The sequence below is a fragment of the Catenulispora sp. GP43 genome, assembly GCF_041260665.1.
Classification (GTDB): Bacteria; Actinomycetota; Actinomycetes; order Streptomycetales; family Catenulisporaceae; genus Catenulispora.
On sequence record NZ_JBGCCT010000008.1, the window covers coordinates 147,401 to 168,840 of the forward strand.

Consider the following 21,440-nt stretch of genomic DNA (forward strand, 5'->3'; position numbering starts at 1 on the left):
AGCCCTGATTCAACGATGTAATGCCTCATTCAGGCACCGGTGCCGGGGTGCGTCAAGACCCTGTGTTGAGGCGGGTGATCCCTCGGATGCCGATCCACTCGCCGAAACCGCTGCTCCAGGCGCTTATCGAGGCCTGATAGGCGTTTTGCTCCCGGCAGCAAGAGGGTTGACACACATCCCTCGGAGGTGCATGACTAGCGTTACATCGTTGGAAACACCGCACCACGGAACCGTCGAAGAACCGATGCGCGCGCCGGGAGCCGCGTGTCGGCGCGTACCCGAATCCGCCCGTGACGAGGATGTGACGATTTTCCATGCGCTCGCGTGTAAAGACCCTGACCAGGCCGGCGATGGCCGCGACCGTCGTCGTGGCCTGCCTGGCCGGCACCGCCGCCTGCGCCAAGTCGGCGGCCAAACCCGCCGCCTCCGGCGCGTCCTCGACCGGGACCGCGGCCCAGCAGGTGGTCGCCACCTCCGCCTCCGGCCCGGCGTGCACGTACCAGAGCTACGCCGGCGGCGTGCCCCAGCTGAACCTCACCGATCCCGCCACGATCGTCGGGTTCTCCCAGTCGGAGTCCACCAGCAACCCCTTCCGCTCCACCGAGACCGACTCGATCACCAACCAGGCCAAGTCGCTGGGGGTCAAGCTGATCCAGCGCAACGCCAACGCCGACGTGAACGCGCAGAACTCGCAGATCGAGGACATGATCGCGCAGGGCGCCAAGGTCCTGATCGTGGCCCCGGAGAACTCCGACGGCCTGGGCCCGGCGCTGGCCGAGGCCAAGGCCAAGAAGATCCCGGTGCTGACCATCGACCGGACCGTCACCGGCACCGCGTGCGGCGACTTCATCGCCTTCATCGGCTCGAACTTCTACGGCCAGGCCCAGATCGCCGCCGACGACCTGGCCGCGGCCACCAACAGCACGGCCAAGGTCGCGATCCTGTCCGGCACCCCGGGCAACAACGTGAGCACCGACCGGACCAACGGGTTCCAGGACGAGCTCAAGGCCAAGTACCCGAACATGACCGTGGTCACCTCGCAGACCGGCAAGTTCGACCAGACCGACGGCCAGTCGGTGATGGCCCAGATGCTCCAGGCCAACCCCGGCATCAACGCCGTCTACGCCGAGAACGACGAGATGGCCCTGGGCGCGATCCAGGCGATCAAGGCGGCCGGCAAGACCCCGGGCAAGGACATCAAGATCGTCTCGATCGACGGGACCCAGCAGGCCGTGCAGGACGTCGCCGGCGGCTCGATCTACGCCGACGTCGAGACGAACCCGCGCTTCGGCCCGCTGGCCTTCTCCTCGCTGCAGGCCTTCTTCGGCACCTCCGGGGTCTCCAGCAAGGTGATCATCAAGGACAACCACTTCACCCAGGCCGACGCGCAGCAGGCGCTGACCGGCGGCCAGGTCTACTGAGCTGGCGGGACGGGGATCTGCGACATCTGAATTCCCGGGTCCACGATTCCTGGGTCCACTGAGGAGGAACCGTGCCGACGAGGCCGGATGAACCAGACCCCTCCGTGCCGCCGGAGGCAGGGGCGCCCCAGGGCGCTCCTGCCTCGTTGGAGGCCCGGCAGGTGGTCAAGAGCTTCGGCGGCGTCCACGCCCTGCGCGGCGCGGACCTGCTGGTGCGCCCCGGCGAGGTGCACGCCCTGATGGGGGAGAACGGCGCCGGGAAGTCCACCCTGATCAAACTGCTCACCGGCGTGTACCGTCCCGACGACGGGGTGGTCGCGCTGCACGGGACCGAACGGACCTTCCGCACGCCGCTGGAGGCGCAGGCCGCCGGCATCTCGACGATCTACCAGGAAGTGAACCTGGTGCCGATGATGTCGGTGGCCCGGAACCTGTTCCTGGGCCGCGAGCCGCGCAGGTTCGGCCTGGTCGACGTGCGCGCGATGAACCGCATGGCCACCGAGATCCTGGTGCGCTACGGGGTACGCGTCGACGTCACCGCACCGGTGCACACCCTGGGCCTGGGCGCCCGGCAGATGGTCGCGCTGGCCCGGGCGGTCCGCACCGACGCCCGCGTGGTGATCATGGACGAGCCGACCTCCAGCCTGGAGCCCCGCGAGGTCCAGACCCTGTTCGGGGTCATCAGGACCCTGCGGGAGCAGGGCGCGGCGGTGGTGTTCGTCAGCCACCGGCTGGACGAGCTGTACGAGATCTGCGACCGGGTCACGGTGCTGCGCGACGGCCGGACCGTGCACAGCGGCGCGATGGCCGGGCTGCCGCGCACCGAGCTGGTCGCGCTCATGCTCGGCCGCGCGCTGCTGGCCGCGCACGACGGCCGGGTCACGGCGTTCGCTCCGGACAAGGCACAGCGGCGGCCGGCGCCGGACGACGCGGCCCTGAAGGATCTGCTTCCGCTTCCGGCGGCGCGCCGGGACCGTCAGGCGGGCGGCCCCGGCGGTGCGGGAATGAACGCCGGATCGGGCGCCGGATTCAGTTCCGGATCCGAGGCGGGACCACTCGCCGCGGCAGCAGCCGCCGACCGCCCCGCACTGAGCATCAGCGGCCTGACCGACCGCCACCGCCTGCGCGACGTCAGCCTCGACGTCGCCGCCGGCGAAGTGGTCGGCCTGGCCGGCCTGCTCGGCGCCGGCCGCAGCGAGACCGCGCAGGCGGTGATCGGCGCGCATCCGGCCGCCGGCACGGTCTCCGTGGGCGGCCGGCGGATCCGCCGCCGCAGCCCAAAGGCCGCGGTGCGCGCCGGGATCGCGATGCTGGCCGAGGACCGCAAGGCCGAGGGCGTCATCCCGGGCCTGTCGGTCCGGGAGAACATCGTGCTGGCCGCGCTGCCGCGGCTGTCCCGGGCCGGCATCGTCTCCACCGCCCGGCAGGACCGGATCGTCGAGTTCTTCATGACCCGGCTGCGGATCAAGGCCTCCAGTCCCGAGCAGAAGGTGCAGGACCTGTCCGGCGGCAACCAGCAGAAGGTGCTGCTGGCCCGCTGGATGTGCCTGAACCCCAAGGTGCTGCTGCTGGACGAGCCCACGCGCGGCATCGACGTCGGGGCCAAGGCCGAGGTGCAGACCATCATCGACCAGCTCGCCGCCGAAGGGGTCGGGGTGCTGCTGATCTCCTCCGAGCTCGACGAGCTGATCGAGGGCTCGGACCGGGTGGTGGTGCTGCACACCGGATCGGTGGCGGCGCGCCTGGACCGCGCCGAGGTCACCGCCCCGAACCTGATGCGGGCCCTGGCCGGTGAGGGAGCCGAGTCCATCGCTCCGGGGCACCCGGAGCCCGAACACCCCCGCGAGGAGGACCCGGCATGACCGCGGCCGTCATCGAACCCGTCGACGGCGCGGGCGCCGGCACCCGCGACCGCGTCCTGGACCTGGCGCAGCGTTACGGCGTCTACGCGGCCCTGGCGGTGCTGATCGCCGTCGCGACCGCGATGAACACCGACTTCATGTCGGCGTCGAACTGGCGCGTGCAGCTGTTCCAGGCCGCCCCGACCGTGCTCGTCGCCCTGGGCATGGCGCTGGTGATCGGCACCGAGGGCGTGGACCTGTCGGTCGGCGCGACCATCGCGCTGGCCGCCTCGATCATCCCGCTGTACATCGGCTACGGTCCGGCCCCGGCGATCGTGCTGGCCCTGCTGCTCGGCGCGGCCGCCGGCGCGGTCGGCGGCTCGATGGTGGCCTTCGCCGGGGTGCAGCCGATCGTGGCCACGCTGTCGTTGATGATCGGCCTGCGCGGCCTGGCCGAACTGCTCAACGGCGCCGCCGCCAAGCCGGTCGCGGACACCACGATCCTGAACCTCGGCGAGCAGAACGTGGCCGGGGTGCCGCTGATGGCGTGGATCGCGCTGGCGGCCACCGGCGCCGTGGCCTACACCGTGCGCCGCACCACCTTCGGCCGCCAGCTGGTCGCGATCGGCGACAACAAGCGCGCCAGCCTGCTGGCCGGGCTGCCGGTGCGCCGCGTGCTGGTCACCGTCTACGTGCTCTCCGGGGTGCTCTCCGCGCTGGCCGGCGTGCTCATCGTCGGCCACGGCGCCGAGGCCGACCCGGCCAACCAGGGACTGAACATGGAACTGAGCGCGATCACCGCGGTGGTGGTCGGCGGCACCCCGCTGGCCGGCGGCCGGGTCCGGGTGCTGGGCACCGTGGCCGGGGCGATGTTCATGCAGCTGGCCTCGGCGGTGCTGATCCAGCACAACGTGCCGACCTCCACCACGCAGATCGTCGAGGCCGTGCTGATCTGCCTGGCCGTCTACGTGTCCAGGGAACGGGGGACGCGATGAGCGTGCGCACACCGCGGACGTTGGCCCCGGTCCCGGCGCCGCCGCCGCGCGAGGGCGCCGAAGGACTGCTGGAGACGCCGCGCGAGCGCTGGATCCGGCGCGCGGAGCGGCGCGGGCCGCTGGTGGTGCTGGTGGCGGTGTGCGCGGCCGCGACGGCCGCCTCGCCGTCGGACGCGTCGTGGTCGGACGTGAGCACCATCCTGGGCAACAACGCCTTCGTGTGGCTGCTCGCCCTCGGGATGACGTTCGTCATCACCACCGGCGGCATCGACCTGTCGGTCGGCTCGCTGTACGCGCTCGGGGGAGTGCTGGCGGCGCGCGGCTCGGCGCACGGGCCGTGGCTGGCGATCGTGCTGCCGCTGGCGGTGTGCGCGGCCTGGGGCGCGGTGCAGGGGCTGCTGGTCGCCTACGGGGGGATGGCGCCGTTCATCGTCACGCTGGCCGGACTGCTCGGCGCGCGCGGACTGCTGCAGGCGCTGACGAATCAGGGGTCGACGACGTACCTGGTGCCGGCCGGCTCCTGGTTCCGGCACCTGGGCGCCGGGACGTGGGTACCGGTGGGCATCGTGGCGGTCTTGTTCGCGGCCGGCTGGGTCCTGATGGAGCGCACCGGCTACGGCGCGACCCTGACCGCCATCGGCGGCAACCAGGACTCCGCAGTCCTGCTCGGCCTGCCGGTGGCGCGGGCGAAAGTGCTGGTCTACCTGCTGTCCGGCACCCTGGCCGGCGCCGCGGGGGCGTTGGGCGGCGCACGGCTGGGCTCCGGCGTGACCACGATCGGCGTCGGCTACGAGCTGACCGCCATCGCCGCGGTGGTGATCGGCGGCACGCTGCTGACCGGCGGCTACGGCACCATCGGCGGAACCGTCTGCGGCGTGCTGCTGCTGGCGGTGATCCACCACCTGATCGACCGGTACCTGTCCCAGTACGGATCGGCGATGACGGACGCGGTGAACGGCGCGTTCCTGGCCGTGGTGGTGCTGGCGCAGGCGCTGCTCGAGCGTTCGCGGCGGCGATGACCGCTGCGGACGGCCGCGGCGCCGGGCCGTCGGGCGGGGCGTGCCCGGCGGCCTCGGCGTGCGTGGCGTGCGTGGCGTGCGTGGCGCAGGAGGCGCCGGCTGCGGGTCCGCGCTGCCCGGCGCCGGCTGAAGCATCGCAGAACCCGCAACCGCCGCCCCGGCCCCCGCGCGCCGCGGCGCCTCCGCTACTCCCGCAGCTCCCCGCTGCTCTCCCGAACCACCAACCGGTGCCCCGGCTGAATCAGCCGCCCGGGCTCGCCGTACCCGTCCGCGATCCGCTGCAGCAGCGCGTCCACCGCGGCCTCGGCGATGCCGGTCTTGTCCGGCGCCACCGTCGTCAGCGACGGGATCGCGTACTCGGCCTCCTCGACATCGTCGAAGCCGACCAGCGCGATGTCGTGCGGCACCCGCAGCCCGGCCTCGTGGATCGCGCGCAGCGCCCCCAGGGCCATCAGGTCGTTGAAGCAGAACACCGCGTCGGGCCGCTCGGGCAGCTTCAGCAGCCGGCGCATGGCGGCCGCGCCGTCGGGCCGGAAGTAGGCGCGCACCGGCGGGCACAGCGCCGGTTCGGCCGGCAGGCCGGCCTCGGCCAGGGCCTGGCGGTAGCCGGCCATGCGCTGCTGGGCGGTGGCGCGCGGGCTCGGGTCCTGCCAGCCGATCGCGGCGACGCGGCGCCGCCCGGCGGCTATCAGATGCGCCACCGCCTCGCGCGCGGCGGCCACGTTGTCGATGTGCACGTGGTCGCAGACCAGGCCCAGGTCGGCCTCGCCGAGCAGGACCAGCGGGATCTGGCGCTCGCGCGCGGCCAGTTCGTGCTGGTCCAGGCCCAGCGGGCTGAGGATCACGCCGTCGATCATCGGGTCGCCCAGGCCGCTGGCGATGCGCAGCTCGGCGCGCGGGTCGCCGGCGGTGTCGTCCATCAGGACCGTGACGCCGTGCCGGCGGGCCGCGGCGATCACCTCGACCGCCAGCTCCGCGAAGTACGGGGAGGGCAGCTCGGGGAAGGCCAGCGCTATCACCCCGCTGCGGCCGGTGCGCAGTTTGCGGGCCGCCACGTTGGGGTGGTAGCCCAGCGCGTCGATCGCGGCCTGCACCTTCTCCCGGGTCGCGGCGGCCACGTGCACCGTGCCGTTGACCACGTTGGACACCGTCTTCACCGAGACGCCGGCGGCCTCGGCGACGTCCTTCAGCCGCGGCGCGGGTCCGGCGCCGTTCGGGACACTCCTCGCCCCATCCATCGTCGCCTCAGCGCTCCGTCCAGCCGATGTGATCTGATGTCAGTGTTCCAACGTTAGAATAGCTCATTTCCTGACAATCTTCACAAGCTTCTGATTCACCCCCACCGGCACCGAGGAGCAGCCCCTTGCGATCTTCAGCCCTCCGACCTTTCGGCACCCTGCCCGACGGCACCGCGGTCGACAGCTGGCATCTGACCGACTCCTCCGGACTCCAGGCCACGATCCTGTCCTACGGCGCCACCCTGCAGGAACTCACGACGCCGGATCGTGACGGCGAACCGGCGAACGTCGTCCTCGGCTTCGACGACATCTCCGACTATCTGGAACGCGCCGCCTACTTCGGCTGTGTCGTCGGACGCTACGCCAACCGCATCGCCGGCGGCACGTTCACCCTCGACGGCCGCGAGATCCGCCTCCCGCTCAACGACGGCCCGCGCCCCAACACCCTGCACGGCGGCACCCCCGGCTTCGGCGCGCGCCAGTGGAGCGCGCCCGACGGCGTCACCGAGACGGACGGCGGCACCGCGCTCACCCTCACCCGTGTGAGCCCCGACGGGGAGGAGGGCTTCCCCGGCGAGGTGACCGTCAGCGTCCGCTACACCCTGGCGGCCGGCCGCCTCACCCTGGACTACCGCGCCGAGACGACCGCCCCCACCGTCCTGAACCTGTCCAACCACGCCCGCTTCAACCTCGCCGGCGAAGGCGTCGGACACGTCCTGGACCACGAACTCACCGTCGCCGCCGACGGCTTCCTGCCGGTCGACGAGGCCCTGATCCCGCTCGACGGAGCCGCCCCGGTCGCCGGCACGCCCTTCGACTTCCGCACCCCGGCGCCGGTCGGCGCGCGCCTGGCCGACCCGCACCCGCAACTCCAGGCCGCCGGCGGATACGACCACTGCTTCGTGCTGCGCGGCGGACGCACGACCCGGCCGCGTCCGGTCGCCACCCTGCACGATCCCGCCAGCGGCCGCGTCATGCGCATCGCGACGACCGAGCCGGGCCTTCAGCTCTACCTCTCCGGCGAACTCGACGGCAGCCTGACCGGGTTGGGCGGGCGGCCCTATGAGCAGTACGGCGGCATCGTGCTGGAGACGCAGCACTTCCCCGACTCGCCGCACCGTCCCGACTACCCCTCGACCGTGTTGCTGCCGGGGCGGGTGTTCACCTCGACGACGGTGTACGAGTTGGGCTGTCTGCCGCCTCGCGGCGCGGACTCACGGGCGGACTCACGCGCGGAATAACTCAGCCCGTATCGCGTTGAGCACGGTGGGCCCGATCGTTCATCGCACTGTCAACCCACGCGAAGAGCGCAGGAGGAACACCATGAAGCCCGGAATCCACCCCGAATACCGCCCGGTCGTCTTCCGCGACCAGGCTGCCGGTTACGCCTTCCTGTCCCGGTCCACCGCTGAGAGCGCGCAGACCGTCCAGTGGGAGGACGGCCGCACCTACCCGGTCATCGACGTCGAGGTCTCCTCGGCCAGCCACCCCTTCTACACCGGCAACAGCCGCGTCGTGGACACCGCCGGACGCGTCGAGCGTTTCAACCGGCGCTACCAGCGGCGGAGCAGCGCGGACTGAGGTCCCGGTGCTCGTCATGCGAGCCACCCCAGCTATACCTAGAATCCCGTTGAGGATTCGGAGTGCACCCGAAGTCGGGGTCGCGTATAACGATCCTGGTTTGTGTCCCGCTTCGGCGGGTCGGGTGAAGGGGTGCGATGGAGGAGAAGAAGACGATCCCGCTGCCGGCTGATCCGTCGGCGGCGGGGCGCAAGCGCACGATCGCCATCGCCGCGGGGGCAGTGGTCGCGGTGGCCGTGGGGGTCGTGTCGGTGGTGGCGGTGGCCGGCGGCCCCTCGAAGCCCCGCAAGAGCACGGTCGGCGCGGCGGCGGCGACCAGCACCCCCGGGGGCTACGTCACCGGCTCTGACGGCGGGTACTCGCAGCAACCGCCGCAGTTGACCTGGTCGCCGCGACCCGGAGCCCCCTCGCCGACCACGCCCACCACGGCCACGACGGCCTCGACGTCGTCGTCCGCGCCGGTGGCGGCACCGCCGCCGTCGGGATCGGCGGGCAACCCCTCGCCGCCGGCATCGGCGCCGCCGTCGACGAAGGCCGTGCCGAAACCGCCGGCCTCGACCGTCACCGCGGCGCCTCCGCCGGCGTCGACCACGAAGGCTCCCAGCCAGCTGCAGATCAGCGGCACCATCTCGTGTGTGTCGGGGCATTCAGTTGAGGGCGTCTGGGTGCAGGCGTCCCAGGGCTCCGGCTACTCGCCGTGGCAGGGCATCGGCAACGGATCCACCTCGCGGTACTGGTACACCTTGCCGACCACCGAGTCGTTCTCGCTGCACGTCGGCTGCGGAGGTACGACGGCGTCGTGGGGCGTTGCGCTCACCACGCCGCAGACGCCGGGACCGGTCGCCAACTTCACCTGCCACGACGACGCCGGATCGTCGGAGTACGGGAAGTGCGACCTGCAGTAGCCGTCTGATTCCGGCTGTCGGTTCTTCTCGGTAAGGTTCAATAATCCAGAGCGATTATTACCGGGAGGGCTGTATGACCGCCGAGCTGACGCATCGCTGGTCCGAGGGCTGGAGCGTGTCGCGGGGCACCGCGGCTCCGGTCGTCACGCCGTGGGGGCTGCGGATCGAGGTGGGTGCGGCGAACCAACTGCGCCGCCATGTGCTGCTGGATCCGAGCCAGGACGCGGTGCGGGAGCTGGCGGCGACCATCGACGAGCCGCTGACCTGGATCAAGAGCCATGTGGAGCCCTCCGAACTGGCGCCGTGGCTGCCCCCGGGCTGGACCGAGGACGACCCGGGCTGGCTGATGGCGGCCGACGTGGCGCCGGCGGCCGTCGTGCTGCCAGATGGGTACACGCTGAGCTCGGAGGCCAAGGAGGGCGTGACCTACGTGCGGATCCACACCTTCGACGGCGACCTCGCCGCGCGCGGCCAGTACGGCTACGTCGGGGACCACGGGACCGTGGACCAGATCGTGACCGAGCCCGCGCACCGGCGCCGCGGGCTGGGCTCGGTGGTGATGAACGCGCTGGCCAACGCGGCGGACGAGCTGGGCGCCTCGACGAGCGTGCTCGGCGCGACCGTCGAGGGCCGGGCGCTGTACGAGTCGCTGGGGTGGAAGGTGCACGCGCCGTTGGCGGGGTTCATCTACCGGCGGTAGACAATGGAAACCGATGTCGTTGCCATCTTTGCCCTGGTACGCAACAGTGCGATTCACTTCGGGTGTCACCTTCGACATCCCGACCCGGGCGGAGTTCAGTGTCTGAGCATCTCCACGATCACGACCACGACGGCGGCCACGCCGGCGGCCGGGGCACGGTCGAGCACGGTGCGGTCGAGCACGGCCACTCCGGCCACGGCCACGCCGGGCACAGCCACGGCGTGGCCGTGGACGCCGACCGCCGCTGGCTGCTGACCGGCCTGGGCCTGATCCTCGGCTTCATGGCGGTCGAGATCGTGATCGGGCTGGTCGCGCACTCGCTGGCGCTGATCTCCGACGCCGCGCACATGCTCACCGACGCCGGCTCGATCCTGCTGGCGCTGTTCGCGATGCGCCTGGCGGCCCGTCCGGCGCGCGGGGGCTACACGTTCGGCCTGAAGCGTGCCGAGATCCTATCGGCGCAGGCCAACGGCGTGACACTCCTGGTGCTCTCGGCGGTGCTGGCCTTCGAGGCGGTCCGCCGGCTGCTCAACCCGCCGGAGGTGACCGGCGGCCTGGTCCTGGCCACGGCACTGGTCGGGGTGGTGGTGAACATCGCCGCGGCCTGGTCGATCTCCAAGGCGAACCGCACGTCGCTGAACGTCGAGGGCGCCTTCCAGCACATCCTGACCGACCTGTACGGCTTCATCGCCACCGCGATCGCCGGCCTGGTGGTGGTCCTGACCGGCTACGGCCGCGCCGACGCGATCGCCACCCTGGTGGTCGTGGCGCTGATGCTCAAGGCCGGCCTGGGCCTGGTGACCGCCGCGGGCCGCATCTTCCTGGAAGCGGCGCCGGCCGGCATCGACCCGGACGCCGTCGGCGACCAGCTGGCTGCCGTCGAGCAGGTGATAGAGGTCCACGACCTGCACATCTGGGAGATCACCTCGGGCCAGGCGGCGCTGAGCGCGCACGTGTTGGTCGTCCCCGGCGGCGACTGCCACAAGGTGCGGCGCGTGATGCAGCGGAAGCTGCTCGCCGAGCACGGCATCAGCCACGCGACCTTGCAGGTCGACCACCTCGGCGAGGACGAGGGCGAGGCCGAGGTGCTGCAGATCTCGCACACGGTGCCGGAGAAGGATTCGGGACACTGCGAGGACAGTCACGGGCCGGTACATCGGACCGGGCCGCACGATCACTGAGTCCTGCAAAGGGAACCGCCAGTCGCGCCGCCGGCCTACCCGGGCGCCCCATCACCGGCGTCGACCAGCTCCCCGACCGCCGTCGCGAGCTCGCCCCGCCGAGGCGGCCCGGACACCCGGTGCGTTATGCGCCCGGCCCCGTCGAGCAGCAGCACCGTCGGCGTGCGCAGCACCGTCAGCCGCCGTGCCAGGTCGAGGCGTTCCTCGGCGTCGATGTCCAGGTACGCCACGCTGTGGTGTTCGGCGAGTTCGCTGAGGATGCGGCGGGTCGGGCCGCAGTACTGGCAGACCTTCGAGGAGAACTGGACCAGGGTGGCCCGCGGGTCGAGGTCGATGCCCAGATCGGCGGCCGTCAGGTGCTCCGCGGTCGGCTGTTCGGCCGCGAGGGTGCGCACCGTGCCGTCCGTGCGCTTGCGCCACAGTCCGAAGGCCGAGGCGGCGGCCAGCGCGCCGGCTGCCGCGAGCACTCCCGTGGGATCCATGCAGCACACAGTGCCGCCGTCTCGCGGGTTATTCCTGCCTTGTCCGGTGCATGAGACGCACGTTCCCGGGCCGCGGCCGCCGACCTACCGTGGCCGGATGACGAACTCGCAGGTCACCTCGCCCGCGGCGGCCCGGGGCATCGACGTGCGCGCGCCGCGTTTCGGCGCGACGCTGACCACCGTCGTGCTCCTGGTGGTGCTCGCGACCGGCAGCGGCTGGCTGCTGGCGGCCCAGGCGCTCGTCTTCGCGATCGGGGCGTTCGCCGGGCTGCGGCGTGCCCCCTACGGCCTGCTGTTCGCGCGGGTGGTCCGGCCGCGTCTCGGGCCGCCGACGGCGTTCGAGGACGAGGCGCCGCCCCGGTTCGCGCAGGGCGTGGGCCTGGTGTTCGCGGCGGTCGGGGCGGTCGGCTACCTGGCCGGGGTGCCGGTGCTGGGTGTGACGGCCACCGCGCTGGCGTTGGCCGCGGCGTTCCTCAACGCGGCGTTCGGGTTCTGCCTCGGCTGCGAGATGTACCTGGTGCTGGCCCGGGTGCGCCGCGCCTGAGCCCTGAAGGTTATTGCTCGACGTTTGCAATACCGAGCCCGCTTCCCTAGGGTCCTGACCAAAGTCAGCTGCCCGCTCATTCATACGGCTTCTGACAACCGGCGTTTACGATGACCGAGCTGTATGAGCAAAGGGGGGTTGATTCATGTCCACTCGTCCCGGCATTCCCGCGCTGGTCGCAGTCGCGTGCGCCGCGGTGCTGCTGGCCGGATGCTCGAGCTCTGGCACCATCAGCGCAGGCTCGGCGTCGGACACCACCGGCGGCCAGGCCGCCGGCAGCACGGGGGGCTCGGGCGGCACCGGCGGAACCTCCGGCGGCGGCAGCGACAACGGCTGCACCCAGGCGATGCTCGCGATCCAGAACGCTGAGAAGGCCCAGAACTCCGCCGACCCGCAGACCGCGCTCAAGGGCGTCAACACCTCGATAAGCCAGCTGCGCGCCGCCGCCCTCACCACGCAGAAGCCCGGCGGCAAGGACGCGATGAACAAGGTCGCCGACGACCTGCAGAACATCATGAACGCCGCGGAGGCCGGCCAGCAGCCCGACACGCAGCAGGCCCTGACCGACGCCCAGGTGGTCGCGACGGTCTGCGGGACCTGAGCTGCGAGGTCGGTCCGCCGCCCTCAAGCCGGCCCGTCGCCGCCGCGCCGCCAAGCCGCCAAGCCGCCGCGCCGCGGGTTCGCCGGTTGGCCACCCCTGCTCGCCGGTGACGCACGCCCCGGCCGTTTCCCGACGCAGCACGCGCGCCAGCATCCGGTCACCCCAGCTGTTGATCTTCCTGGTCGTCGATCCTCCATGGTGTCGAGCGGATACGGACCTGTGCGCCCTACCCGACCCGCACCCCGTCCAGGAACAGCGACACCATCTGCGTCCCCAGCTCCCGCCGCGTCAGCGGCCCCTCGGCCCGGAACCACCGGTGGATCTGCACCACGCTGCTCAAGAACGTGTTCGTGATGACGCTGGCCCCCACGTCCGCGCGGAACACCCCGGTCTTCTGCCCCTCCTCGACCAGGTCCTGGAACAGGTGCTGGTACCGGCGCCGCTCGGCGCGCACCGCGGCGGCGTGCTCGCCGGCCACCAGGTGCATCGAGCGCGCCCACACCGTCAGCGCCTCGGCGTGGTCGTCCATGTGCGCGAACAGGTCGGTCACCGCGCGGTGCAGCCGGACGTCGGCCGGGCTCTCACCTGCGGCGATGGTCTCCAGGCGGGTGGTCTGTTCAGCGAGCAGTTCGCGGTAGATGCTGGTGAGCAGTTCCTCCTTGGAACTGAACCAGTGGTACAGCGCGCCCTTGGTGACCTGCGCGGCCTCCACGATCTGGCGCGTGGTCGTGGCCTCGTATCCCTGCCGGGCGAACAAGTCCGTGGCCGCGGCGACGATCCGGTCCCTGGCCTCGCCGCGGGGCACCCTCGTCCGATCCTGCTCCGCCATGTCACTCCTCGTCAGGGCTCTGATCGCACCCATTGACACCGGGGATTTCAAGACGATACTAAGCGCCAAACATACCGGGCGGTCGGTCTGTGACCGGGAAGTGGGAACCTCGATGAGCTTCAACCTCGCGACGATCCTCCGCGAGTCGCGGTACGCCTCTCCGGGCAAGCCGCTGTGCCACAGCCAGGACCGGACACTCAGCTACGAACAGGTCGACGAGGCCTCGGGACGGGTGGCCGCCGCGCTGCTCGCCCTCGGCCTTCAGCGCGGCGACCGGGTCGCGGTGCAGCTGCCGAACCTGCCGGAGTTCCTGCTCTGCTACTTCGGGATCCTCAAGGCCGGGCTGATCATGGTCCCGCTGAACCCGCTGCTGAAGGGCCGCGAGATCGCCTATCACCTGGAGGATTCCGGCTCCAGGATCCTGGTGGCCTTCAGCCTGCTGGCCGCCGAGGCGGTCGCGGGCGCCGAGCAGGCCGGCGGGACCGAGGTCTACGTCGTGACGCTGCCCGGGTACGACCAGGTCCCGGAGGGCACCAAGCCCTTCACCGACCTGCTGGCCGCCGACGACACCGGCGACATCGTCCCGACCAACGCCGACGACACCGCCGTGGTCCTGTACACCAGCGGCACCACCGGCAAGCCCAAGGGCGCCGAGCTGACCCACTTCCAGCTCTACATGAACTGCTCGGTCTCCGGCGACCTGTTCGGCATCCGGCCGGACGACACGATCGTGGCGGTCCTGCCGCTGTTCCACGTGTTCGGGCTCTCCAGCGTCCTGAACGTCGTGGTCCGCTTCGCCGGCACGATGGCGCTGGTGCCGCGCTTCGAGATCGAACCGGTGCTGGACGCGATGGAGAAGCACCGTTGCACGATCTTCTCCGGCGTCCCGACGATGTACTTCGCGCTGCTGCACGCCGACACCTCCGGCCGGGACCTGTCCGCGCTGCGCGTCGGCTGCTCCGGCGGCGCCGCGATCCCGGGCGAGGTGATCCGGGCCTTCGAGGAGAAGTTCCCCGGCGTGGTGATCCTGGAGGGCTACGGCCTGTCGGAGTCGGCGAGCACCACGACCTTCAACATCAGCGCCGAGCAGCGCAAGGTCGGCTCCATCGGCAAGCCGGTGTGGGGCGTGCAGACCCGGGTGGTCGACGACGCGGACCGGACGCTGCCGCCCGGGCCCGGCAACGTCGGCGAGATCGTCATCCGCGGCCACAACATGATGAAGGGCTACTGGAACAACCCCGAGGCCACGGCCGAGGTGTTCCGCGACGGCTGGTTCCACACCGGCGACCTCGGCTACGCCGACGAGGACGGCTACCTCTACATCGTGGACCGCAAGAAGGACCTGGTCATCCGCGGCGGGTTCAACGTCTACCCGCGGGAGGTCGAGGAGGTCCTCTACGCCCATCCGGCGATCGCCGAGGCCGCGGTGATCGGGCGCGCCGACGAGCGGCTGGGGGAGGAGGTGGTGGCGTACGTCGCGCTCAAGGCCGGAGCGCACGCCGACGAGCAGGAAGTCATCTCGTTCTGCCGAGAGCGGATGGCGCCGTACAAGTACCCGCGTGAAGTGAAGTTTCTCAGTGCCCTGCCAGTGGGGCCGACCGGCAAGATCCTCAAGAAGGAGTTGCGGACGTGAGTTCTTCGAGCATCGCAGTGGACGCCGGTCCCGGCGTCCTGACCCGCTTCTGGCGCCGAGATCTGGCCGCCTACCCGGAGTCCGCACGCCGCTACGCCTATCTGGCGATCGTCGTGCTGACCACGATCGTGCTGTACTACCTGCTCTACATCCAGTACGCGGTGGCCACGTCGATCATCACCCGCTACCACATGACGTTCACGTACTTCGTCTGGATGTCGGTGATCGGCAACGCCGTCGGCGCCGGCTCCTCGCTGCTGGCGGGCCTGGCCGACCGCTGGGGCCGGGCCAACCTGGTGGTCTACGGGCTGCTGCTGGCCGGCGTCCTGGTGCTGATCCTGCCCAGCACGTCCACCAAGGGCGCGTTCCTGGCGCTGTTCGCCGTGCTGTTCTTCGTCGAGGGCATCATCCTGGTCGCCACCCCGGCGCTGATCCGCGACTTCTCCCCGCAGCTGGGCCGGGCCACGGCGATGGGGTTCTGGGCGATCGGGCCGGTGGTCGGCTCCCTGGTGGTGACCACGGTCACCAGTCACACGCTGAACAGTTCGACCTGGCAGGACGAGCTGCACTACTCCGGGATCAGCTCCCTGATCGTCTTCGTCGTCGCGCTGTTCGCGCTGCGCGAGCTCTCGCCGCGGCTGCGGGACCAGATCATGGTCAGCATGCGCGACCGGGCGCTGGTCGAGGCGCGGGCCCGCGGCATCGACCCGGAGCAGGAACTGGCCGGGCACTGGCGGCAGATGCTGCGGCCGGGTATCGCCGGGCCGGCCTTCGCGGTCAGCGTGTACCTGCTGCTGTACTACGCGCTGGTCGGCAACCTGGTCATCTACTTCTCCGCGGTCTACGGCTACAGCGAGCAGCGGGCCAACGCGGTGGCGAACTGGTACTGGGCCGCCAACGCGGTCTCCCTGGTGGTGGCCGGGCTGATCTCGGACCGGCTCAAGGTCCGCAAACCCCTGATGATGGTCGGCTGCGCCGGCACCATCACCACCACCGCGGTCTTCGCCACGCTGGCCACCCACGCCCACACCGGCTACTACACCTTCGCGGTGCTGTTCCTGATCGGCGGCGCGCTGGCCGGCGTGACCTACGCGCCGTGGATGGCCGCGTTCACCGAGACCGTCGAGGACCGCAACCCGGCGGCCACCGCGACCGGGCTGGCGGTGTGGGGCTGGATCCTGCGCATCGTGGTCGCGGTCTCGGCGGCGTTCGTCCCGGTGGTGGTGACCTCGGTGACCCCGGTCGTGGACCACGGCGCCGAGGTGGCCGCCGCGCAGGCCGAGGCCGGGCCGGCGCTGGCGATCATCGCCCAGCACCCCGCGGTCTTCGCCGAGCTGGCCAAGTACCCGCCGAACCCGGCCGCGATCCCGCCGAGCGTGCTGGCCCAGGCCGTGACGCAGGTCGGCATGGCGGATCTGCAGACGGTCCAGCAGGCGCAGCCGGAGATCGCAATCCTTCAGGCGCACGGCACCGAGGTCGCCAAGGCGGTCAAGGACGGGCCGCACCAATGGCAGACCTGGTGGTGGGTGGCCCTGGCCGGACAGATCGTGTTCCTGCCGTTCGCGGCGGCCATGCGCGGCCGGTGGAGTCCGCGCAAGGCCCGTGAGGACGCCGAGGCGCACGAGCAGGCGGTCGCGCGGGAGCTGGCCAAGTTGCAGGAGGCCCCGGCGCAGTAGGCATGGCACATAAAAACCACTGACCCGCCGTCGCAAGGTTCTGCGACGGCGGGTCGGATGTTCGTCAGGGCTCAGATCAAACGCCGAACAGCCAGAACCACTGGCTCTGGTCCCCGGTGTTGCACGGGGCCATCGTGAGCCACTGCTTGACGCCGGGGCTGGACAGGCAGGTCCCGGTCTTCTTGTTCTTCAGCACTCCGTAGTTCGTGTTGCCCGGGATGCTGGTCAGCGTCCACTGCTGGAAGTCGACCGTCAGGTGCGCCTGCAGACCCGCGACGAAGTTCCAGTCGTCGGAGATGTCGACGTCGGTGTTGTTCGGGTCGTTGTTCTGGTCCACCTGCAGGACCTTCGTGCCGGCGCTCTCCGGCTGGTCGTTGGACTGGATGACGATGCTGCCGTCGGCGTACTGCCAGATCGTCCAGGTCTGGGCCGGGGTGTGGTTGGTGGGCCAGATGTCCACCTGCTGGCCGTCGTTGAACTTGTCCATGTTCAGGTCGACGGAGGCGTTGGCCGCGTAGTTGAGGATGTTCGTCGTCTTGGTATGGACCGGCGGCGGCGGGGGAGCGGGCTTGGAGGTGGACGCCGGCGGCGGGGGAGCGGGCTTGGACGTGGACGCCGGCGGCGGGGCGGCGCTGGACGGCGGCGGCGGAGCCTGGCTCGTCGTCGGCTTCGGCGGCGGGCTGCTGGACGACGACGACGGCGGCGGTGTCGGCTGCATGACGATGACCGTCGGCGCGGTGGCGGCGACCGGCTGCGGCGAGGCTTGGGCGCTGGTGGCGAAGGAGGGGTGGATGCCGAACCACAGGGCCAGGATCGCCACGGCCGCTGCCGACAGGAACATCAGCAGGCGCTGAAGCCAGCGGGGCAGCAGTGCCGACTGCATATACGTGCCCTGCAAGCTGATCGGCTGCCCCAGCCCGGAGGGTGTCACCGTCAGGTTGTACTGGTGCTTCGCCTTGACGCCGAACCACAGCAGCCGCCCCGGCCGCACGGTGAATTTGGTGAATTGCGCGCGTCCGGGTTGCAGGCGCAGCGCCGGGGTGCGGATGTCGACCTGCAGGTTGGAGTTGGTCGACGTCGAGGCGACCGCGGCGCTGGTGACGACATTGCTGTAGTTGTCGACGGCGAGTTTGACGCGGCCGCGGTGCCAGCCTCGGGTTTGGGTTGGGAGGAGTTCGGCGCGCAGGTCTGCGAATTCTGCGACGCGCAGGGTGCCTTCGATGGCGTGGGTGTTTTCCCGGTCTTCGCGGGGGGTGACTTTCACCGCGTAGGGCTGCGGGCCGGCTTGGGCTTCGGCGCTGCGGGGCGGGGTGAAGGTGAGCTGCGCGGTGCCGGTGGTGCCGGGATACAGGCGCAGAGTCTGCGGTTCGATGGCGGCCCATTGTCCGGGGTCGCCGGTGGCCTGCAGGTGGTATTCCTCGACGATGTCGCCGGTGTTGCGCACGGTGATGGTCACCGCGGCCTCGGCGCCCGGTTCGACGTCCGCCGTCACCGGGTTCAGGTCAACCCACACGAATCGCTGCTCCCTGACAAAGCCCTGCCGCCCGCACGGGATCGTTGCGGGCGGTCCTGCCGGAACACCATACGGGCCGGTCAGGAGCCGTAGACGCCGCTGCCGGGATTCCTGGACCCGAGGTCCTGCCACCGCCGCCCGTAGGGGCAGCGGGCAGTGCCCTCGCGTCCGTCCCTGTGGACCTTCCGGCGGGAGCGCGGCATCGGTCAGTGTGGCGGCTGAACTTTTTTGCCCGAGTACGGGTTCCGGCCCGAGTACGGTTTTCGAGGAGACATCGACCATGCCGACATATCTGTCGCCGGGCGTCTACGTGGAAGAGGTCGCCAGCGGCTCGCGGCCCATCGAGGGCGTGGGCACCTCGGTCGCGGCCTTTGTCGGCCTCGCGCCGCGGGGTGCCCTGAACGCGCCGACGCTGGTCACCAACTGGTCCCAGTACGTCGCCGAGTTCGGCGAGTTCACCGAGGGCTACTACCTGGCGCACTCGGTGTACGGGTTCTTCAACAACGGCGGGACCGTCTGCTACGTGGTCCGGGTCGGCGGCACCGAGGGCGGGCTGGCCGGCCCCGGCGGCGGCGACGGCGCCAACGGCAGGGCGGTCAGCGCCGGGCACCGCGGCGTGGTCTCCGGCTCCGAGCGCGCGGCCCTGACCGCCGGCGAGCCGGTCGCCCTGGGCGGCTTCAAGGTCGGCACCGTCCCCGGCACCACCGGCCGGGTCTCGGTCGAGGTCACCGACGTCCCGGCCGGCGAGGGCGACAAGGGCGGCGAGGCGGCGGACCGCTTCCGGCTGGTCGTCTCGGTCGACGACAAGGTCACCGAGACCTTCGACGTCTCGGCCAACAAGAAGGCCGGCCGCTCCTACGTCACCACCCAGGTGCGCGAGCGCTCCAAGTTCATCACTGTGGAGGAGGCCGGCACCGGCACGCTGGCCCGCCCGGACAACCAGACCGTGCAGGTGCCCGCCGGCGCCCCGGCCGGCGGCGCCCCGGCCGCCGAGCCCGCCGCCCCGGTGTCCACCGGCTCCTACATCGGCGACTCCGCCGACCGCACCGGCTTCGGCGGCCTGGAGGCGATCGACGAGATCACCATGGTCGCGGTCCCGGACCTGATGTCGGCCTACCTGCAGGGCACCATCTCCGAGGAGGAGGTCAAGGCGGTCCAGACCGCCCTGATCGGGCACTGCGAGCTGATGGGCGACCGGGTCGCGATCATCGACCCGCTGCCGAACCTCAACGCCCAGCAGATCCGCGCCTGGCGTCAGACCGGCGCCGGCTACGACTCGCACTACGCGGCCATGTACTACCCCTGGATCCGGGTCTTCGACCCGGCGGTCGGCAAGTCGATCGCGGTCCCGCCGTCCGGCCACATGGCCGGCGTCTGGGCCCGCAACGACGCCGAGCGCGGCGTCCACAAGGCCCCGGCCAACGAGGTCGTGCGCGGCGCGGTGGACCTGGAACTGCAGATCACCAAGGGCGAGCAGGACCTGCTCAACCCGATCGGCGTGAACTGCATCCGCGCCTTCCCCGGCCGCGGCATCCGGGTCTGGGGCGCGCGCACCCTGTCCTCGGACCCGGCGTGGCGCTACCTGAACGTGCGCCGCTACTTCAACTACCTGGAGGAGTCGATCCTCACCGGGACCCAGTGGGTGGTGTTCGAGCCGAACGACCAGGCGCTGTGGGCCCGGGTGCGCCGCAACATCTCGGCGTTCCTGACCAACGAGTGGCGCGGCGGCGCGCTGTTCGGCTCCCGCGCCGACGACTCCTTCTTCGTCAAATGCGACGAGGAGACCAACCCGCCGGAGTCGGTGGACGTCGGCCGGGTGATCTGCGAGATCGGCATCGCCCCGGTCAAGCCCGCGGAGTTCGTGGTCTTCCGGCTGGCGCAGATCTCCGGCGGCGGCAGCGAACTGGAGGAGTGACCCAAGCCCCGCGCGTCCCGGCCGCCCTTTCTCGCATGCGGCCGGGGCGCGCGGCCCCCTCCCGCGAACTGTGACCACTCATCCACCGCAGCAGTGCACTGAAGGAATCGGATTACCATGGCTTTCTCACAGGGCGACTCCGCCGCCGCGCACAACTTCGCCCTCCAGATCGACGGCGTGCAGGTCGAGTACCTGGCCGAGGTCGGCTCGCTCCAGCTGGAGCAGGACGTGATCTCGCACGTGCAGAACAACGCCCAGGGCCAGCCGAAGGTCAGCATGATGCCCGGCATCTCCAAGGGCGGCACGGTCTCGGTGACCCGCGGCCAGACCCAGAGCTCGTCGTTCACCGACTGGATCAACGAGTCGCTGGCCGGCAACATGGGCTCGGCGCGCAAGAACGCGACGATCATCTACATGGACTACCAGAACAACCCGATCAAGCGGTACGACCTGCGCAACGCGTGGTGCTGCAAGGTCGAGACCGGCGGCACCAAGGCCGGCGAGGCCCAGGTGCTCAACGAGCAGGTGACCATCACCTTCGAAGAACTGAAGATCGGCTGATGAAGCGCTCCCTGCCCGGGGCCGCGCCGCCGGTCCAGGCGCCGGCGGAGGGGTCCGGGGCGGCGTCCGGGGTGGCGGCCGCGGCTCTGGGCGCTGCCGCCCCGGCGGCCTTGGCCGCCCCGGCTGCTGCTCCCGCTCCCGCCCCGGCGCCGGTGACCACGGTGGACACCCTCCGCACGGAATTCGACTTCGAACTCCCGCGCGGCTACGTCGACGACACCGGCGTGGTCCACCGCCGCGGCGCGATGCGCCTGTCCACGGCCCGCGACGAACTCGTGCCGCTGCGGGACGTCCGTGTCCGCGAGAACCCGGCGTACCTGTCGGTGGTCCTGCTCGGCCGCGTGATCACCCGCCTGGGCACCCTGCCGATGGTCCACGACGGCATCGTCGAGAACATGTTCGCCTCGGACCTGGCGTTCCTGCAGGACTTCTACGAGCAGATCAACGCCGAGGGCCACACCCTGGCCTCGGTGACCTGCCCGAACTGCGCGGAGGACTTCGAGATCGACCTCGGCGGGAGCCGCCTGGGGGAATCGTGACGTACGCGGCCGACCAGCTCCGCGACGAGGTCGCGTACGTCGCCTACCACTTCCACTGGGGCCTGGACCAGATCCTCGACCTGGAGCACGGTGACCGGCGCGGCTTCGTGACCGGCATCGCCGGCCTGAACGCACGCGCTGCGGAGGGGTGAGCTGAGCGGATGGGGATCTTCTCGCGGCGGGGGCGGGGTGACTCGGGGCTCGGGGCCGGGGTCGGGGCCATAGCCGGGGCGGTAGCCGAGGCCGGGGCCGGGACCGGTGGTGAG

Annotated in this window: 21 protein-coding genes; 17 read left to right on the top strand and 4 right to left on the bottom strand. The window is 71.1% G+C overall.

Features of this window, described 5'->3' with window-relative positions; all coding sequences use genetic code 11:
* The first annotated feature begins 314 nt into the window (after positions 1 to 314).
* The 4 genes from ABH926_RS18290 to ABH926_RS18305 all read left to right on the top strand — a co-directional run bounded on the left by ABH926_RS18290 (position 315) and on the right by ABH926_RS18305 (position 5,276).
* Positions 315 to 1,421, top strand: a complete 1,107-nt coding sequence (locus ABH926_RS18290) for an ABC transporter substrate-binding protein (protein ID WP_370366854.1) — start codon at positions 315 to 317, stop codon at positions 1,419 to 1,421.
* A 104-nt stretch (positions 1,422 to 1,525) separates the two neighbouring features.
* On the top strand, positions 1,526 to 3,283 hold the full coding sequence (locus ABH926_RS18295; protein ID WP_370367069.1) for a sugar ABC transporter ATP-binding protein: 1,758 nt from the start codon (positions 1,526 to 1,528) through the stop codon (positions 3,281 to 3,283).
* Positions 3,280 to 4,257: an ABC transporter permease gene (locus tag ABH926_RS18300; RefSeq protein WP_370366855.1), complete on the top strand. Its 978-nt coding sequence runs from the start codon at positions 3,280 to 3,282 to the stop codon at positions 4,255 to 4,257. Before ABH926_RS18295 ends, ABH926_RS18300 begins: the two co-directional genes overlap by 4 nt.
* Entirely contained in the window at positions 4,254 to 5,276 is a 1,023-nt protein-coding gene (locus ABH926_RS18305) for an ABC transporter permease (protein ID WP_370366856.1), read from the top strand. The genes ABH926_RS18300 and ABH926_RS18305 overlap by 4 nt, the downstream gene beginning before the upstream one ends.
* Positions 5,277 to 5,461: 185 nt before the next feature.
* Here ABH926_RS18305 and ABH926_RS18310 read toward each other — a convergent pair whose 3' ends face one another.
* Complete coding sequence (locus ABH926_RS18310; protein ID WP_370366857.1) at positions 5,462 to 6,514, bottom strand: LacI family DNA-binding transcriptional regulator; 1,053 nt, start codon at positions 6,512 to 6,514, stop codon at positions 5,462 to 5,464.
* 125 nt (positions 6,515 to 6,639) lie between these two features.
* Between ABH926_RS18310 and ABH926_RS18315 the strand changes: the two genes are divergently transcribed.
* From ABH926_RS18315 to ABH926_RS18335, 5 genes are all read left to right on the top strand, one after another.
* Positions 6,640 to 7,755, top strand: coding sequence for an aldose epimerase family protein (locus tag ABH926_RS18315; protein WP_370366858.1), 1,116 nt, complete (start codon positions 6,640 to 6,642; stop codon positions 7,753 to 7,755).
* Positions 7,756 to 7,837: 82 nt separating this feature from the next.
* A complete protein-coding gene (locus ABH926_RS18320) occupies positions 7,838 to 8,095 on the top strand; it encodes a type B 50S ribosomal protein L31 (protein ID WP_370366859.1) in 258 nt (85 codons plus the stop codon).
* A gap of 137 nt (positions 8,096 to 8,232) precedes the next feature.
* Positions 8,233 to 9,000, top strand: a complete 768-nt coding sequence (locus ABH926_RS18325; RefSeq protein WP_370366860.1) for a hypothetical protein — start codon at positions 8,233 to 8,235, stop codon at positions 8,998 to 9,000.
* 73 nt (positions 9,001 to 9,073) lie between these two features.
* Positions 9,074 to 9,700, top strand: a complete 627-nt coding sequence (locus ABH926_RS18330) for a GNAT family N-acetyltransferase (protein WP_370366861.1) — start codon at positions 9,074 to 9,076, stop codon at positions 9,698 to 9,700.
* A 98-nt stretch (positions 9,701 to 9,798) separates the two neighbouring features.
* Positions 9,799 to 10,881: a cation diffusion facilitator family transporter gene (locus ABH926_RS18335; protein WP_370366862.1), complete on the top strand. Its 1,083-nt coding sequence runs from the start codon at positions 9,799 to 9,801 to the stop codon at positions 10,879 to 10,881.
* Between the two features lie 35 nt (positions 10,882 to 10,916).
* Here the strand turns inward: ABH926_RS18335 and ABH926_RS18340 are convergent, their stop codons facing one another.
* On the bottom strand, positions 10,917 to 11,363 hold the full coding sequence (locus ABH926_RS18340) for a thioredoxin family protein (RefSeq protein WP_370366863.1): 447 nt from the start codon (positions 11,361 to 11,363) through the stop codon (positions 10,917 to 10,919).
* A gap of 97 nt (positions 11,364 to 11,460) precedes the next feature.
* Between ABH926_RS18340 and ABH926_RS18345 the strand changes: the two genes are divergently transcribed.
* Entirely contained in the window at positions 11,461 to 11,907 is a 447-nt protein-coding gene (locus ABH926_RS18345; RefSeq protein WP_370366864.1) for a DUF4395 domain-containing protein, read from the top strand.
* Between the two features lie 145 nt (positions 11,908 to 12,052).
* Positions 12,053 to 12,508, top strand: coding sequence for a hypothetical protein (locus ABH926_RS18350; RefSeq protein WP_370366865.1), 456 nt, complete (start codon positions 12,053 to 12,055; stop codon positions 12,506 to 12,508).
* A 226-nt stretch (positions 12,509 to 12,734) separates the two neighbouring features.
* Here ABH926_RS18350 and ABH926_RS18355 read toward each other — a convergent pair whose 3' ends face one another.
* Positions 12,735 to 13,337, bottom strand: a complete 603-nt coding sequence (locus ABH926_RS18355; RefSeq protein ID WP_370366866.1) for a TetR/AcrR family transcriptional regulator — start codon at positions 13,335 to 13,337, stop codon at positions 12,735 to 12,737.
* 112 nt (positions 13,338 to 13,449) lie between these two features.
* On the opposite strand from ABH926_RS18355, the gene ABH926_RS18360 reads away from it, so the two are divergent.
* Positions 13,450 to 14,970 carry a long-chain fatty acid--CoA ligase gene (locus ABH926_RS18360; RefSeq protein ID WP_370366867.1) on the top strand — a complete coding sequence of 507 codons (1,521 nt, stop codon included), beginning with the start codon at positions 13,450 to 13,452 and terminating at the stop codon, positions 14,968 to 14,970.
* Entirely contained in the window at positions 14,967 to 16,646 is a 1,680-nt protein-coding gene (locus ABH926_RS18365; protein WP_370366868.1) for an MFS transporter, read from the top strand. The genes ABH926_RS18360 and ABH926_RS18365 overlap by 4 nt, the downstream gene beginning before the upstream one ends.
* A 76-nt stretch (positions 16,647 to 16,722) precedes the next feature.
* On the opposite strand, the gene ABH926_RS18370 is transcribed toward ABH926_RS18365, so the two are convergent.
* Positions 16,723 to 18,159, bottom strand: a complete 1,437-nt coding sequence (locus ABH926_RS18370; protein WP_370366869.1) for a hypothetical protein — start codon at positions 18,157 to 18,159, stop codon at positions 16,723 to 16,725.
* 280 nt (positions 18,160 to 18,439) lie between these two features.
* On the opposite strand from ABH926_RS18370, the gene ABH926_RS18375 reads away from it, so the two are divergent.
* From ABH926_RS18375 to ABH926_RS18390, 4 genes are all read left to right on the top strand, one after another.
* Entirely contained in the window at positions 18,440 to 20,074 is a 1,635-nt protein-coding gene (locus ABH926_RS18375) for a phage tail sheath family protein (RefSeq protein WP_370366870.1), read from the top strand.
* A gap of 117 nt (positions 20,075 to 20,191) precedes the next feature.
* Positions 20,192 to 20,635: a phage tail protein gene (locus ABH926_RS18380; RefSeq protein ID WP_370366871.1), complete on the top strand. Its 444-nt coding sequence runs from the start codon at positions 20,192 to 20,194 to the stop codon at positions 20,633 to 20,635.
* On the top strand, positions 20,635 to 21,174 hold the full coding sequence (locus ABH926_RS18385; protein ID WP_370366872.1) for a hypothetical protein: 540 nt from the start codon (positions 20,635 to 20,637) through the stop codon (positions 21,172 to 21,174). Before ABH926_RS18380 ends, ABH926_RS18385 begins: the two co-directional genes overlap by 1 nt.
* A complete protein-coding gene (locus tag ABH926_RS18390; protein ID WP_370334800.1) occupies positions 21,171 to 21,326 on the top strand; it encodes a DUF6760 family protein in 156 nt (51 codons plus the stop codon). The genes ABH926_RS18385 and ABH926_RS18390 overlap by 4 nt, the downstream gene beginning before the upstream one ends.
* Positions 21,327 to 21,440 lie beyond the last annotated feature (114 nt).

Bases quoted from the DNA above. Each gene is read 5' to 3' on its own strand.
- ABH926_RS18290 (WP_370366854.1), top strand. From the start codon at position 315: ATGCGCTCGCGTGTAAAGACCCTGACCAGGCCGGCGATGGCCGCGACC.
- ABH926_RS18300 (WP_370366855.1), top strand. From the start codon at position 3,280: ATGACCGCGGCCGTCATCGAACCCGTCGACGGCGCGGGCGCCGGCACC.
- ABH926_RS18305 (WP_370366856.1), top strand. From the start codon at position 4,254: ATGAGCGTGCGCACACCGCGGACGTTGGCCCCGGTCCCGGCGCCGCCG.
- ABH926_RS18310 (WP_370366857.1), bottom strand. From the start codon at position 6,514: ATGGATGGGGCGAGGAGTGTCCCGAACGGCGCCGGACCCGCGCCGCGG.
- ABH926_RS18320 (WP_370366859.1), top strand. From the start codon at position 7,838: ATGAAGCCCGGAATCCACCCCGAATACCGCCCGGTCGTCTTCCGCGAC.
- ABH926_RS18325 (WP_370366860.1), top strand. From the start codon at position 8,233: ATGGAGGAGAAGAAGACGATCCCGCTGCCGGCTGATCCGTCGGCGGCG.
- ABH926_RS18330 (WP_370366861.1), top strand. From the start codon at position 9,074: ATGACCGCCGAGCTGACGCATCGCTGGTCCGAGGGCTGGAGCGTGTCG.
- ABH926_RS18340 (WP_370366863.1), bottom strand. From the start codon at position 11,363: ATGGATCCCACGGGAGTGCTCGCGGCAGCCGGCGCGCTGGCCGCCGCC.
- ABH926_RS18345 (WP_370366864.1), top strand. From the start codon at position 11,461: ATGACGAACTCGCAGGTCACCTCGCCCGCGGCGGCCCGGGGCATCGAC.
- ABH926_RS18350 (WP_370366865.1), top strand. From the start codon at position 12,053: ATGTCCACTCGTCCCGGCATTCCCGCGCTGGTCGCAGTCGCGTGCGCC.
- ABH926_RS18355 (WP_370366866.1), bottom strand. From the start codon at position 13,337: ATGGCGGAGCAGGATCGGACGAGGGTGCCCCGCGGCGAGGCCAGGGAC.
- ABH926_RS18360 (WP_370366867.1), top strand. From the start codon at position 13,450: ATGAGCTTCAACCTCGCGACGATCCTCCGCGAGTCGCGGTACGCCTCT.
- ABH926_RS18375 (WP_370366870.1), top strand. From the start codon at position 18,440: ATGCCGACATATCTGTCGCCGGGCGTCTACGTGGAAGAGGTCGCCAGC.
- ABH926_RS18380 (WP_370366871.1), top strand. From the start codon at position 20,192: ATGGCTTTCTCACAGGGCGACTCCGCCGCCGCGCACAACTTCGCCCTC.
- ABH926_RS18385 (WP_370366872.1), top strand. From the start codon at position 20,635: ATGAAGCGCTCCCTGCCCGGGGCCGCGCCGCCGGTCCAGGCGCCGGCG.